Consider the following 12829-nt stretch of genomic DNA (forward strand, 5'->3'; position numbering starts at 1 on the left):
TCTCGGTCGGGGCCGACGCCTCTTCGGCGTCGAAGAAGAATGGGAACGACGATAGCCCCGGGCGGGAAATCCCGCCCAGGGCTACCGTCAGACGCTTCCGTGTGTACGGATGGCTGCTCAGCCTTCGACGTCGAGGTCGGGGAGCTGAACGTCCACGACCTCGGAGTTGCCCGAGCCCCAGACGACGTCGGCGTTGATCGTCCAGTTCTCGGTCTCGATCGTCGAGAAGTCCTCGTTGAACGAGTCCGTCAGGTCGACGTTGAGGGAGGTGTCGTTGTACGAGTTGTCGATCGTCCAGTCCTGCGACGCGTCGACGATGTCGATCGTCGTGGTGCTCTCGTTGTACGAGCCGTCGATCGTGGTGAGTTCGGTGACGTTGTTCATGTTGATGTCGCCACCGGCGTCGATGTTGGTCGAGCGGTCGAGCGACTGAGCGATCGTCACGTCGCCGCCGGCCGCGATCGAACCCTCGCCCGAGGCCGAGACGGCCTCGTTGGCGAAGATCTGGTCGACGTCGCCGCCCACGATGTTCTGGTTCACGGACTGGTCGGTGATGGTCGCCGAGCTCCAGATGGCCGCGTTGCCGCCGCCGAAGCCGCCGAAGCCACCCTCGAAGCCGGTGTTGTAGGCGCGCGTGCCGGCGTTGACCGACTCGTCGAGCTCCGAGCTGTCGGTGTTGTAGGAGTCGAGCGCGACGTCGATGACCGTCTCGTTGCCCGAGCCGTTGACCGAGTTGTCGGAGTTGTCGTTGCCCGAGCCGCTGATGTCCCAGTCGGTGTTGCCCGAGTCGACGTTGCCGGAGTCCACGACGGTCGTGTCGGTGGAGGTGTTCTGCTCGACGGAGGTGTCGACGTTGCCGACGTTGTCGAGGTCGACGCCGAGGTTGGTGGAGTTGTTGGTGGTCGACGTGTTGCCGACGTTCTCCCAGGCCTCGTTGCCCGAGTCGGTGATGTTGCCGATGTCCCAAGTCATGATCTGTGTCTTTCCTGTCTCGTGTGACGCTTAGGCGATGGGGAAGTTGGTGTCGAACGAGTTGAAGCTGTCGACGACGGCCTCGATGTTGACGTCGATGTCCGTGGTGCCCTCGAAGACGTCCGAGGTGTTGAACGAACCGTCGAAGGAGTAGTTCTCCGAGGCGTCGTTGAACGAGTCGGTGACGTCGATCGTGGTGGACTCGTCGGTGTACGAGAAGTCGACATCGACCGTGTTGAACGAGTCGGTCACCGTGGTGACGGTGGTCTCGTTGCCGATGTTGATGTCGCCCTCGGCGGTGAAGTTGGTCGACTGGTCGATCGTGGTGACCGAGGTGAAGTCGCCACCCGCGGCGATCGAGTCGGCGCCCGAAGCGGTGACCGAGGAGCTGGCGAAGTCCTGCGTGACGACGCCGTCGGCGGCGATGTTCTGGTTGACCGACTGGTCGACGATCGTGGACTGGCTCCAGATCTCGGTGTGACCGGCGCCACCGGCAGCAGCGGCGGACGAGCCCGAGCCGCCCCAGATGCCCGTGTTGTACTCGCGGACACCCGCGTTGGTCGAGGCGTCGGTGACCGACTCGTCGACGTTGTAGGAGCCGTCGGCGTAGCTGAAGTCGACCGAGTTGCCCGAGTCGTTGATCGAGTTGTCCGAGTTGTCGTTGCCCGAGTCCGTGATGACGGTCGACTCGTTGTTCGAGCCCTCGTTGAACGAACCGTCGATGTCGGTGACGGTCTCGTCGGTGATGACGGTGTCGTTGGTCTCGTTGAACGAGTCGGTGGCGCCCAGGTCGGTGTTGACCGAGTTGTCCTCGTTGACCTCGTTGAGCGAGTCCGCGATGACCGTGTTGAGCGAGTTGTTGATGTCGCCGGTGGTAGGCATTTCTTCCATCCCATTTCCCGGGCCGCGGCCCGCAGGTGCTGTTCGTACTGTCGAGATTAGGAACGGCCCCGTTTTCCGACATCGGGGGCACCCCCGGTATCGGGGAGGGGGTCCCCCGGGGTTTCGGGGTGGGGGGAGGGGGGTGAGGTTCGGGGATCGACTCTCCGGGCCCCGGACAGCCCCCGGGCCTCCCCCGGGCGAAGGACCCCGCGCCGCCTAGGCTTGTCGCCGTGGACACCGCCGAGCTCACCGCCCTGCTGACCCCCGAGGGGCTGCGCCTGCTCGACGAGGTGGGGCCCCTCTCCTCGGTGGACGACGCCGCTCGCGCCGTGTCGCGTCTGCGGGGGGCCGGGCACTCCCCCGACCTCGTCTCGGCGGTGGTCGGTCAGGCGCGGCTGCGCGTGCGCGCCGCGACGAAGTTCGGCCCCTTCGCCGACCGGATGCTCTTCACCCGCGCCGGCCTCGAACAGGCCACGCGTCTGCCGATCGCCGCGCGCCACGCCGGACGGTTCCGTGCCGCGGGCGTCGGAAGCGTCGCCGACCTGGGGTGCGGCATCGGCGGCGACGCTCTGGGGCTGGCGGGGCTCGGCATCCGGGTCCACGCCGTCGACGCCGACGAGGTGACCGCCGCGATCGCCGCCTACAACCTCGCCCCGTTCGGCGAGGCGGCCACCGTCGCGCACGCGCGCGCCGAGGAGGTCGATCTCGAGGGGATGGATGCCGTCTGGCTCGACCCCGCGCGCCGCACGGCAGGACACTCCGAGACGCGTCAGGTCGCGTCCGCCGAGTGGTCCCCCTCGCTCGAGTGGGTCTTCGAGCTGCTGCGCACCACCCCGGGCGGGGTGAAGCTCGGACCCGGCTTCGACCGCGACCGGATCCCCGACGACGTCGAGGCGCAGTGGATCAGCGCCGACGGCTCGACGATCGAGCTCGTGCTGTGGGCGGGCGCGCTCGCCAGGGAGGGCGTGCGCCGAGCGGCTCTCGTCGTCCGCGGCGACGACGCGTTCGAGCTGACCGCCCCCGCCGACACCCCCGACGTCGACGCGCGGGACCTCGGGGCGTTCGTGCACGAACCCGACGGCGCCGTGATCCGCGCGCGTCTCATCGGAGAGGTCGCCCGCGCCCTCGACGCCGGCATGCTATCCCCCGGGATCGCCTACCTCACCTCGGACGCTCCCCTGACGAGTCCCTTCGTGTCGTCGTTCCGTGTGCGCGAAGCGCTTCCCGCCGACCCGAAGAAGCTCGCGCAGGCCCTGCGGGCGCGCAGGATCGGCACGCTCGAGATCAAGAAGCGCGGTGTCGACGTCGATCCCGCGGTGCTGCGCAAGAGACTGTCGCTGCGCGGCGACGAGGCGGCGACGCTGCTGCTCACCCGGGTCGGCTCGACGCGTCTGGCGCTGCTCGCCGACCGCGTGTGACGGCGGGTCTCAGCCGACCGAGAGCTGCGAGAAGCCCCAGACCAGCCATCCGGCGCTGAAGGCGATCGAGAGCAGGCCCAGCGCGAGCGCCCACGCGGCGACGCGACGGCTGTCGTGCCGGCGACGGAGCGAGACCGCGGCGAGGATCACCCCGACGGCGCCGAGCGGCACCAGCCACCCCGTGAAGAGGGCGGCCGCGAGCGCGATGATCGACACGGTCAGCGCCCAGGGAGCAAACGAGGGCGGGGTCGGTGTCACTGGCGGGACGTAGGGGATGAGGTGATCGCCGAACGCCGCCATCTCCAGCTGCGCGGTCGGCAGACGTCCGTCGTCCTCGGCGGCCGTCGTGTCGCCACCGTCCGCGGGCACCGCCTCCGGCAGAGCGGGGACGGCGGCGTCGTCCTTACGCGAACGGCGCGTGGGCGGCGGCACCTCGGTCACGGGGCGGTCTCCGCTCGGCGCGCCGGGGGCGCGGCATCCGGATCTTCGGCCACCTGGATCTCGGTCACGGGGAGGGTGGAGTCCGCCCCGAAGGCCAGGGTCGAGGGTCGACGCCCCGACGAGATGAGCTCCGCGGCGAGCGCCGCGATCATCGCGCCGTTGTCGGTGCACAGGCGCAGCGGCGGGATCCGGACTGCCACCCCGGCGGCCGCGGCGCGTTCGAGGGCGACGTCGCGCAGTCGCTTGTTGGCGATCACTCCCCCGCCCAGCAGCAGACGCGGCACGCCGAATCGCGCGCAGGCGTCGAGAGCCTTGGTGACCAGCACGTCGACCACGGCCTCGCGGAACGAGGCGGCGACGTCGGCGACCGGCACCGGTCGGCCTGCGGCCTCGTGCTGCTCGACCCAGCGCGCCACGGCCGTCTTCAGGCCCGAGAACGAGAAGTCGTAGCGGTGGGATGCCATGTCGGAGGCGCGCGAAAGACCGCGCGGGAAGCGGATCGCGGTGGGGTCGCCCGTGGCCGCGGCGCGGTCGATCTCAGGACCGCCGGGGTACGGCAGCTTCAGCAGGCGCGCGACCTTGTCGAAGGCCTCTCCCGCCGCGTCGTCCATGGTCTCGCCGAGCAGCTCGACGTCGCTCGTGAGATCGCGCACGAGCAGGAGGGAGGTGTGCCCGCCGCTGACCAGCAGCGCCACGGTGGGGTACTCCAGCTCGCCCGCGTCGGCGTCGAGGATGTCGGCGGCGATGTGCCCGACGAGGTGGTTGACGGCGTACAGCGGCTTGTTCAGCGCGACGGCGAGGCCCTTCGCGGCGCCGACGCCGACCATCAGGGCTCCGGCCAGGCCGGGACCGCTCGTCACCGCCACCGCGTCGAGGTCGGCGAGGGTGACGCCGGCTTCGGCGAGCGCCGCGTCGATCGAGGGTTGCAAGGCCTCGAGGTGGGCGCGCGCGGCGACCTCGGGCACGACCCCGCCGTAGCGGGCGTGCTCGTCCATGCTCGAGGCGATCGTGTTGCTCAGCAGCTGCCGGCCGCGCACGATGCCGATGCCGGTCTCGTCGCAGCTGGTCTCGATGCCGAGCACGAGGGGCGCGTCCATCAGCACCATCCCTTTCCGGAGGTGGTCGGGGCGGCGGCTCCGTCGGCGGGCTCCTCGACCTGGAGGTCCTCGGCTTCCGTCTCCGCCCGCCGCGCGGCCCAGCCGCGCAGATCGAGCTGCATGACGATCGCGTCGACGTCGTCGGGTTGGTAGTAGCGAGGGCGGCGGCCGACCTCGGCGAACCCCTCGGAGAGGTAGAGCGTCTGCGCGACCGGGTTGTCGGCGCGCACTTCGAGGAACACGTCGTGCACGTCGCGGCGCACGGCCTCCTCGAGCAGAGCCGTCAGCAGGGCGCGGCCCCGCCCCCGCCCGCGCGCGGCCGCCGAGATCGTGATCGTCTGCACATCGGCATCCCGTGCGCCCCGCACCGCCCGCAGCCCCGCGTAGCCGAGGAGCTGACCGGCCTCCTCGACGACGACGTACCAGCCGTGCGGTGACGCGAGCTCCTCGCGCATCATCGCCGGGCTCCACGCGTCGGTCGGGAAGGAGGCGTGCTCGAGCGCCATGATGCCGTCGAGATCGGCGACGGTCGCGGTGCGCATGGTCATCAGCTCACCCGCTTGGGGGCGTGCGCGGCGACCACGTCGGGGCTGCGCAGATACAGCGGCTCGGAGCCGGCGAGGGTGCGGCCGGCGTCGAGGGCGCGCGCCGCGGCGAGAGCGATCATCGCCGCCGAGGCGGTCGTCGCGTCGTAGCGGCGGGCGCCGACGGCGTCGAGCCGGGCGTCGAGGTCGTCGCGGGGGCTGAGCTGCGCGTCCGACACCCGGACGGGCAGGCCGTCGTCATCGATGCCCTCGTACACGCTGTAGGCGAACTCCTTGCGGCGCGCGTCGGTGACGACGGCGAAGCGGCCGGTGTCGCTGCCGGTGAGCGCGTCGGAGAGGAGGAGACCGAGGGCGATGCCGTCGTGACTGGGCACGGGGACGGCCGGGATTCCGCGACCGAGGGCGTACACGCGGGCGGTGGCGATGCCCACCCGGAGCCCGGTGAAGGGCCCGGGACCCGTGCCGATCGCCACGTGCGTGGGAGCGGGCGCGACGGCGGTGGCCCGGCGCAGCAGATCGCCGATGACCTCGGCGTGCCCGAGGGGGTTCGCGCTCTGCTCGTCGGCGAGGATCTCGCCGTCGCGAGCGATCGCGGCGACGGCCGTGCCGAGCGAGGTGTCGATGCCGAGGATCACCGTTCCAGCGTATCCGCCGCCCCCGACGCCGAGCGTTCCGAGGCATCCGCTGCCCCGCCCGGCTCCGAACAAGAGGTATGGACGTCCTCGACCTGGGTCTGCGCCGCGTCGTCGTCCCCACCGCGGTGGGGCCGATCGTCGTGCGCGCGGGGCGGTCGTCGGGGAGTCCCGTGGCCACGGTGCTCCTGCACGGAGCCGCCGGGTCGTGGCGCACGTGGATGCCGATGATCGCGGCATCCGATGACCTCCGCCTCCCCCTCTCCGACGTGATCGCCCTCGACCTGCCCGGGTGGGGCGAGACGCCGGGTCCGGTGCCCGACCCGGCCGACCTGGCCGTGGCGGTGGCCGCCGTGGCCCGGGCGCTCGGATACCCCCGCTGGCGGATCGTCGGCCACTCCCTCGGCGGGGTCGTCGCCCTGGACGTCGCGGCACGATTCCCCCGTGAGACCGTCGCGGTCGGGGTGATCTCCCCCAGCGGGGCGGGAGCGCGCACCGTGACCCGCCGGCCGCTGGCCGGGGCGCTCCGCCTGCCCTGGCTCGCCGGAATGGTCGTGGCGATGCGCGTCCTGCGCCTCCTGGGTCCGCTCGCGGGCCCCCTCCTGCGGCTCCTGCGACGCACGGGAGCGCTGCGCGGACTTGCGCGGCCGCTGTTCCGGCATCCGGAATCGGTCGACCGGGCCGTGACCGACGCTCTCGCGAACGAGATCCGCCCGACGGCGTTCCTCGCGGCCGTGCGCCTGTCGCGCCATCACGACGACGGCGTGTGGCGGCGGATCCTCTGCCCGGTCCGGTCGGTGCGGGGAGAGCACGACGTGTTCGTCGCCGCGAGCGACGCCCGCGCGTGGGCACGTCTCATGCGCGACTACGACGACCGCGAGCTCCCCGGCAGCGGCCACTTCGCACACGTCGAGCAGCCCGCGGCGACCCTCCGGGCGCTGCGCGAGGTGTGGGCCGCGCACCGCGCCCCGGCCGACGGCCGACGTCGCCGTCACGGTTCGCGCGCGACGACGGTCTGAGCACGACCGCCTCAGGGGCGACGCGAGATCGTGACCGTGCGCGGGGCGTCGGCGTCGAGTTCGACGGTGTGCACGGCGATCTCGCCGCACGCGTTGTCGACCCCGCGACCCCCGACCTGGCGTTCGATCTCGACCTCCCACCAGGAGTCGGCGAGGTGCTCCGCGACACCGCGGCCCCACTCCACGATCACGGCGGAACCGGCGACGTCGATGTCGAGGTCGTCGAGCTCGACCGCGGCGCCCAGGCGGTAGGCGTCGACGTGCACGAGCGGCGTGCCGCCCGACAGCGAGGGGTGGGTGCGCGCGATCACGAACGTGGGGCTCTGCACCGGACCCCGGATGCCGAGACCCTCGCCGATCCCGCGGGTCAGGGTCGTCTTCCCGGCGCCGAGCGGCCCGGTCAGCACCACCACGTCGCCGGGTTCGAGGGCGCGTCCGATGCGCCGACCGAGCTCTTCCATGTCGGCCGGGCCGTCGACGACCCGGCGCCCCTGCAACTCCTCGGGAACGCTCACGCGCTCACCTCCCGTCGCGGCACACGGGACCCCACCCGCGTGACGATCTCGTAGTCGATGGTGTCGGCGGCATCCGCCCAGTCGCGTGCCGACGGCACGCCCAGCGTCGGGTCGCCGAAGAGCACCGCCTCGTCGCCCACCGCGACCGGGTGGTCTCCCACGTCGACGATGAACTGATCCATCGCGATGCGCCCCGCCACCGTGAAGCGGCGGCCGCCGATCGAGACCGGCCCTCGCCCGGAGGCCTGCCGCGGCACGCCGTCGGCGTAGCCGAGCGGGACCAGGGCGAGAGTGGTGTCGCGCTCGGTCCGGTAGTCGTAGCCGTACGACACCCCGGTGCCCGCCGGCACGCGTCGCACGGCGGCCACCGCCGCCCGGAGGGTCATCGCCGGACGCAGGCCCAGGTCGGCGGGCGTGCGGTCGTCGAAGGGCGAGACGCCGTAGAGGCCGATGCCGATGCGCACGCATCCCAGACGCGCCTCGGGCAGCGCGATCGCCGCGTTCGTCGCCGCGATGTGACGCAGCGGCGGGTTCACCCCGGCGGAGGCAGCCAGCAGGACGCCCTCCTCGAAGCGGGCCAGAGCGGCCCGGTCGTCGGCTGCGCTCGTGTTCGACAGGTGGGAGAACAGGCCCACCACGCGCAGGCGCCCGATGCGTTCGAGACGCGCCGCCTCGGAGAACACGAGGGACCAGTCCGCGGGGGCGATGCCGTTGCGCGAGAGGCCCGTCTCGAGCTTCAGATGCACGGCGGCGGGCCGATCGCCGGTGGCCGCCTGCGCCGCGCGGAGCAACTGGTCGAGGTCGGAGATGCCGAGCTCGATCTCCTCTCGCACGGCCTCGACGAACGACGCCCCCGGCGCGTGCAGCCACGCGAACAGCGGCGCCCGCACCCCCGCCCGGCGCAACGCCAGCGCCTCGTCGATGTCGGACACCCCGATCCGCGCCGCGCCGCCGCGCAGCGCCGCGACCGCCGCGCGGTACGCACCGTGTCCGTAGCCGTCGGCCTTGACCACCGCGATCACCTCCGAGCCGGTGAGCGCCCGCAGGTGCCGCACGTTCTCGGTGATCGCGTCGACGTCGACGAGCGCCTCGCGCAGCACCCCGGGTGCCATCCTCATGCGGTGTCCTCTCGAGTGGGCGCGGAGCCGGCTTCGGCGATCACGTACGCGGTGGCCAGACCCGCATCGTGCGACATCGACAGGTGCACGGCGGTGATCCCGCGCGCGGCCACGGTCGCGGCCGTCTCACCGCTCAGCGCGAAGACCGGGCGCCCGGACGGCTCCGACGTGACCTCGATGTCGGTCCAATGCACGCCGTCGGACCCGCCGAGGGCTTTGATGAGCGCCTCTTTCGCGGCGTAGCGGGCCGCGAGCGACCGGGGCTTGAGCACGCGCTCGGCGGGAGCGAAGAGCCGGGCCAGCAGGCGCGGGGTCCGGGCGAGATGCGCCTCGAACCGCGGTACGTCGACGAGGTCGACGCCGATACCGACGATCATGCGCCCTCCCCTCCTGGCATCCTGTCCATTCTGCCGGTGTCCGCCGGTCCCGAGACGACGAGGGGGCCGGATGCCACCGGCATCCGGCCCCGAACAGGCGGAGGCGTTATTCGACCGTCACCGACTTGGCGAGGTTGCGCGGCTGGTCGACGTCGAGGCCCTTGGCCTCGGCCAGGCCCATCGCGAAGATGTGCAGCGGCACGACCGCCAGGAGCGGCTCGAACAGGGGCGCCGCGAGCGGGATGCGCAGCACCTCGTCGGCGGCGGGCAGGACGGCGACGTCGCCCTCCTCCGCGATCGCGATGACGCGGGCACCGCGGGCGCGGATCTCCTCGATGTTCGAGACGACCTTCTTGTGCATCTCGCCGGAGCCACGCGGGCTCGGCACGACGACGAAGACCGGCTGACCGGGCTCGATGAGGGCGATGGGGCCGTGCTTGAGCTCGCCGGCGGCGAAGCCCTCGGCGTGGATGTACGCAAGCTCCTTGAGCTTGAGCGCGCCCTCGAGGGCGATGGGGTAGCCGACGTTGCGGCCGAGGAACAGCACCGACCGGGTGTCGGCCATCCAGTGCGCGAGCTGCTCGATGCGGGCCTGCTCGGTTTCGAGCACGCGGGCGATCTTGCCCGGCACGGCCTCGAGCTCGGTGACCGCCTCGACGGCGACGACCGGGTCGACGGCCCCGCGGACGCGACCGACGTGCAGCGCGAGCAGGTACAGCGCCGTGATCTGGGCGACGAACGCCTTCGTCGAGGCAACCGCGACCTCGGGACCGGCGTGCGTGTAGACGATGGCATCCGATTCGCGGGGGATGGTGGCGCCCTGGGTGTTGCAGATCGACAGCGTCTTCGCGCCGCGCGAACGCGCGTACTTCACCGCCATGAGCGTGTCCATCGTCTCGCCGGACTGGCTGATCGACACCACGAGCGTGCGGGGCGAGAGCACCGGGTCGCGGTAGCGGAACTCGTGCGCGAGCTCCACGTCGACGGGGACGCGCGTCCACGTCTCGAGTGCGTACTTGCCGACCATTCCCGCGTAGGCCGCGGTACCGCACGCGATGACGAGGATGCGGTCGATGTCGGCGAGGAAATCGTCCATCCCGTCGAGTTCGGGAATCTCGACCCGGCCCTCGTGGATGCGGCCGCGGAGGGTGTTGGCGACGGCCTCAGGCTCCTCCGAGACCTCCTTCGCCATGAACGACGACCAGCCGCCCTTTTCCGCGGCCGTCGCGTCCCACGTCACCTCGAACGCCTCGACCTCGACCGGAGCGCCCGAGAAGTCGGTGACCTCGACGCCGTCGGGAGTGATCGCGACGATCTCGTCCTGACCGATCGCGAGCGCATTGCGCGTGTGCTCGACGAAGGCGGCGACGTCGGAGCCGAGGAAGTTCTCGCCCTCGCCGAGGCCGATCACGAGCGGGGAGTTGCGGCGAGCGCCGACGACGAGACCCGGGTGGTCCTGGTGCATCGCGAGGAGCGTGTACGCCCCCTCGAGCCGCGACACGACCGAGCGGAAGGCCTGCACGAGGTCCTTGGTGCGCGCGTACTCGCGGCCGATCATGACGGCCGCGACCTCGGTGTCGGTCTCGCTGCGGAACGCGAAGCCGTCGCCCACGAGCTCGCTCTTGAGCTCGGCGAAGTTCTCGATGATGCCGTTGTGGATGACGGCGAGCTTGTCGTCGTCGGCCAGGTGGGGGTGCGCGTTGGCGTCGGTCGGGCCGCCGTGCGTCGCCCAGCGCGTGTGGCCGATGCCCGTGGTGCCGTTCGGCATCGGCGAGGACTCGAGATCGTCGCGCAGCACGGCGAGCTTGCCCGCGCGCTTTCGCATGTCGAGGTCGCCGTTGCCGTCGATCACGGCGATACCCGCCGAGTCGTACCCGCGATACTCCAGTCGCGACAGACCCGCCAGAAGGATGTCCTGGCTCTGCCGAGGACCCACGTAACCGATGATTCCGCACATGGAGGTCAATCCTACGTGGCGGGGCTGAGCAACCCCCGCCGCACGCGGGCCGCTCGGGCGGCCATCCGCTCCCACGTCCCGTCGCGCACGAGCAACAGGTCGAGGGCGATCATCGCGAGTGAGAACGGCCACAGACCCAGCAGCACCGCGATCCCGAGGTGCATCCCCGTGATGAGCACCACCGCGACATACCGCGTCGGCTTCCAGAGGATCAGCACGGGGAACAGCATCTGCACCCACAGCGCCGCCCACGTCGCCAGGGCCACCACCGGCGCCGACTGCCAGGCGAGCTGGCTGAGGGCGGGCAGCACGTGGAACTGGTCGATGCTGAGGGCGTAGTAGATGGCCGTGCCATCCAGCCACTCCTCACCCTGGAACTTCAGCACGCTGGAGACGAGGTACACGAGCAGGATCTGGAACACGCAGAGGATCAGCACCGTGTTGTGCGCCCAGTTCCCGAGCCACGGCGGCACCCCGCGCGGCATCCGGATCGCGAAGCGGGAGGGGCGGATGCCGCGCCGCCTGCGGATCCACGCGTCCACCGAGAAGTGCCGGCTGAGGTCGGCGAACACGACGAACAGCAGCACGATGCGCATGAGCGTATCGCCGCCGTTCCCGAGCAGGGTGCTGTTGGTCGACAGCCCCACCCAGAACACCAGCAGCACCGGGGTGACCCACCGGGTCTGGAACCCCACGAAGAAGAGCACCGCGAGGACCAGCAGCACGTGGAACGAGATCTCGAACACGACCGCGTTGTCCTTAGGGAACAGCAGGCGCAGCGGCTCCCACCACCCACGTCTGCTCGCCTCCGGCTCGACCCACCACGCGCCGGCGCCCCAGAGGTACTGCCGGTCGGCGTAGCTGGGCACGAGCACGATGAGCATCGCGATGCCGAACAGTATCCGCAGGATCGAGAAGCCGATCGTCGAGTGCTTCCGCTCGGTCAGCCACCCCTGCAGCCGGTCCCACAGCGCCGCGGGGGCGAGGCGCTCCCGCAGGCTCGGCTTCTCGACGGGCGGCGCCTCGTCGATGGATGCCACCTTGCTCATCGTCCCGTGTACCTCTCGATGACTTCGTCGTAGATGGCGCGGACCTCGTCCGACGGCGCGACCGCGGGCTGACGCCACCCGAACGTCGTGTACGACAGCTCGCTCTGGCGCTCCTCGTCGAAGCGGTGCAGGAAGTCGTTCGGACGGTCGTGCTGGATCCGCCAGCGCACGCGCTCGACATCTCGGTCGAAGTAGGCGCTGCCGAACGCCGAGGCGAAGCGCACGAGCATGTAGTCGTAGCGCAGGTAGCTCACCAGCGCGGCGCGACTGCCGCCCATCTCGTCGAGCTCCTCGAGCAGCGCCTCGGGGTCCATCGGCGCGTAGGCGCCGTCGTTCGTGCCGCGGATGAAGGTGTCGCGCACCCGGTCGCGCTGGTCGGAGCTCAACGACTGGTAACGCGTCAGAAAGGCCTGGGCGGCGTTGAAGCTGTTCTTCGAGATGCGCGAGGGAGTCGGGATGCCACGAGCCGACGTGAATTCGATGTCGGTCACGTCGACCCACTCGCTGCGCTGCAGCTCGCCGCCGTCGCGCCACTGGACCTGGATCTGGAGCGAGCGGTTCACCTTCATGATGTTCGGCGCGAACACGTTCCACCGTTGCGAGAAGTACGGCGAGAAGGCGGCCGACACGGCGGGACGCGTCGGGCTCGAGGTGATGGTGAACGACGCCGCCACGAAGGCGTAGCCGAGGACGATGGCGAGGGTCATGGCGGCGGCGACCGCCGCCATGACCCCGCCCGACCGCCGGGCGGAGGGACGCCCCTCCGACACCCCCGCTTCGGGGGCGCCCTCCGCCGTGGTGGTCATC

General features: G+C 71.2%; 14 protein-coding genes. 2 read left to right on the forward strand and 12 right to left on the reverse strand.

Annotation, left to right across the window (positions count from 1 at the left end):
* Positions 1-117 precede the first annotated feature (117 nt).
* Positions 118-972 carry a hypothetical protein gene (locus Q9R20_RS03195; RefSeq protein ID WP_311247972.1) on the reverse strand — a complete coding sequence of 285 codons (855 nt, stop codon included), beginning with the start codon at positions 970-972 and terminating at the stop codon, positions 118-120.
* A 30-nt stretch (positions 973-1002) separates the two neighbouring features.
* On the reverse strand, positions 1003-1854 hold the full coding sequence (locus Q9R20_RS03200; RefSeq protein ID WP_311247973.1) for a hypothetical protein: 852 nt from the start codon (positions 1852-1854) through the stop codon (positions 1003-1005).
* Positions 1855-2084: 230 nt separating this feature from the next.
* On the opposite strand from Q9R20_RS03200, the gene Q9R20_RS03205 reads away from it, so the two are divergent.
* The gene (locus Q9R20_RS03205; RefSeq protein WP_311247974.1) at positions 2085-3272 is read left to right on the forward strand and encodes a class I SAM-dependent methyltransferase; all 1188 of its coding nucleotides are present in this window, start codon (positions 2085-2087) and stop codon (positions 3270-3272) included.
* A 9-nt stretch (positions 3273-3281) separates the two neighbouring features.
* On the opposite strand, the gene Q9R20_RS03210 is transcribed toward Q9R20_RS03205, so the two are convergent.
* From Q9R20_RS03210 to tsaB, 4 genes are read right to left on the reverse strand one after another with little or no spacing between them, the layout of a single operon-like run.
* Positions 3282-3713, reverse strand: a complete 432-nt coding sequence (locus tag Q9R20_RS03210) for a hypothetical protein (protein WP_311247975.1) — start codon at positions 3711-3713, stop codon at positions 3282-3284.
* Complete coding sequence (gene tsaD, locus Q9R20_RS03215; RefSeq protein WP_311247976.1) at positions 3710-4810, reverse strand: tRNA (adenosine(37)-N6)-threonylcarbamoyltransferase complex transferase subunit TsaD; 1101 nt, start codon at positions 4808-4810, stop codon at positions 3710-3712. Before tsaD ends, Q9R20_RS03210 begins: the two co-directional genes overlap by 4 nt.
* Positions 4810-5358 carry a ribosomal protein S18-alanine N-acetyltransferase gene (rimI, locus tag Q9R20_RS03220; RefSeq protein WP_311247977.1) on the reverse strand — a complete coding sequence of 183 codons (549 nt, stop codon included), beginning with the start codon at positions 5356-5358 and terminating at the stop codon, positions 4810-4812. Before rimI ends, tsaD begins: the two co-directional genes overlap by 1 nt.
* Complete coding sequence (gene tsaB / locus Q9R20_RS03225) at positions 5358-5990, reverse strand: tRNA (adenosine(37)-N6)-threonylcarbamoyltransferase complex dimerization subunit type 1 TsaB (protein WP_311247978.1); 633 nt, start codon at positions 5988-5990, stop codon at positions 5358-5360. The genes rimI and tsaB overlap by 1 nt, the downstream gene beginning before the upstream one ends.
* Before the next feature lie 77 nt (positions 5991-6067).
* On the opposite strand from tsaB, the gene Q9R20_RS03230 reads away from it, so the two are divergent.
* Positions 6068-7006: an alpha/beta hydrolase gene (locus Q9R20_RS03230; RefSeq protein ID WP_311247979.1), complete on the forward strand. Its 939-nt coding sequence runs from the start codon at positions 6068-6070 to the stop codon at positions 7004-7006.
* 11 nt (positions 7007-7017) lie between these two features.
* Here the strand turns inward: Q9R20_RS03230 and tsaE are convergent, their stop codons facing one another.
* The 6 genes from tsaE to Q9R20_RS03260 form a co-directional block, all read right to left on the reverse strand.
* Entirely contained in the window at positions 7018-7521 is a 504-nt protein-coding gene (tsaE, locus tag Q9R20_RS03235) for a tRNA (adenosine(37)-N6)-threonylcarbamoyltransferase complex ATPase subunit type 1 TsaE (RefSeq protein ID WP_311247980.1), read from the reverse strand.
* Entirely contained in the window at positions 7518-8639 is a 1122-nt protein-coding gene (gene alr, locus Q9R20_RS03240) for an alanine racemase (RefSeq protein WP_311247981.1), read from the reverse strand. The genes tsaE and alr overlap by 4 nt, the downstream gene beginning before the upstream one ends.
* Positions 8636-9016 carry a holo-ACP synthase gene (locus tag Q9R20_RS03245; protein ID WP_311247982.1) on the reverse strand — a complete coding sequence of 127 codons (381 nt, stop codon included), beginning with the start codon at positions 9014-9016 and terminating at the stop codon, positions 8636-8638. Before Q9R20_RS03245 ends, alr begins: the two co-directional genes overlap by 4 nt.
* 106 nt (positions 9017-9122) lie before the next feature.
* Positions 9123-10973 (reverse strand): glutamine--fructose-6-phosphate transaminase (isomerizing), encoded by a 1851-nt coding sequence (gene glmS / locus Q9R20_RS03250; protein ID WP_311247983.1) that lies wholly within the window; start codon positions 10971-10973, stop codon positions 9123-9125.
* An 11-nt stretch (positions 10974-10984) separates the two neighbouring features.
* Complete coding sequence (locus Q9R20_RS03255) at positions 10985-12013, reverse strand: HTTM domain-containing protein (protein WP_311247984.1); 1029 nt, start codon at positions 12011-12013, stop codon at positions 10985-10987.
* A 5-nt stretch (positions 12014-12018) separates the two neighbouring features.
* A complete protein-coding gene (locus Q9R20_RS03260) occupies positions 12019-12828 on the reverse strand; it encodes a DUF5819 family protein (RefSeq protein WP_311247985.1) in 810 nt (269 codons plus the stop codon).
* Between the last annotated feature and the right edge of the window lies 1 nt (position 12829).

The sequence above is a fragment of the Microbacterium sp. PRF11 genome (assembly GCF_031844085.1).
Lineage (GTDB): Bacteria > Actinomycetota > Actinomycetes > Actinomycetales > Microbacteriaceae > Microbacterium.

What these genes read in the sequence shown, in the direction of transcription:
- Q9R20_RS03195 (WP_311247972.1), bottom strand. Translation starts at nt 972, where the DNA reads ATGACTTGGGACATCGGCAACATCACCGACTCGGGCAACGAGGCCTGG.
- Q9R20_RS03200 (WP_311247973.1), bottom strand. Translation starts at nt 1,854, where the DNA reads ATGCCTACCACCGGCGACATCAACAACTCGCTCAACACGGTCATCGCG.
- tsaD (WP_311247976.1), bottom strand. Translation starts at nt 4,810, where the DNA reads ATGGACGCGCCCCTCGTGCTCGGCATCGAGACCAGCTGCGACGAGACC.
- rimI (WP_311247977.1), bottom strand. Translation starts at nt 5,358, where the DNA reads ATGACCATGCGCACCGCGACCGTCGCCGATCTCGACGGCATCATGGCG.
- Q9R20_RS03230 (WP_311247979.1), top strand. Translation starts at nt 6,068, where the DNA reads ATGGACGTCCTCGACCTGGGTCTGCGCCGCGTCGTCGTCCCCACCGCG.
- alr (WP_311247981.1), bottom strand. Translation starts at nt 8,639, where the DNA reads ATGAGGATGGCACCCGGGGTGCTGCGCGAGGCGCTCGTCGACGTCGAC.
- Q9R20_RS03245 (WP_311247982.1), bottom strand. Translation starts at nt 9,016, where the DNA reads ATGATCGTCGGTATCGGCGTCGACCTCGTCGACGTACCGCGGTTCGAG.
- glmS (WP_311247983.1), bottom strand. Translation starts at nt 10,973, where the DNA reads ATGTGCGGAATCATCGGTTACGTGGGTCCTCGGCAGAGCCAGGACATC.
- Q9R20_RS03260 (WP_311247985.1), bottom strand. Translation starts at nt 12,828, where the DNA reads ATGACCACCACGGCGGAGGGCGCCCCCGAAGCGGGGGTGTCGGAGGGG.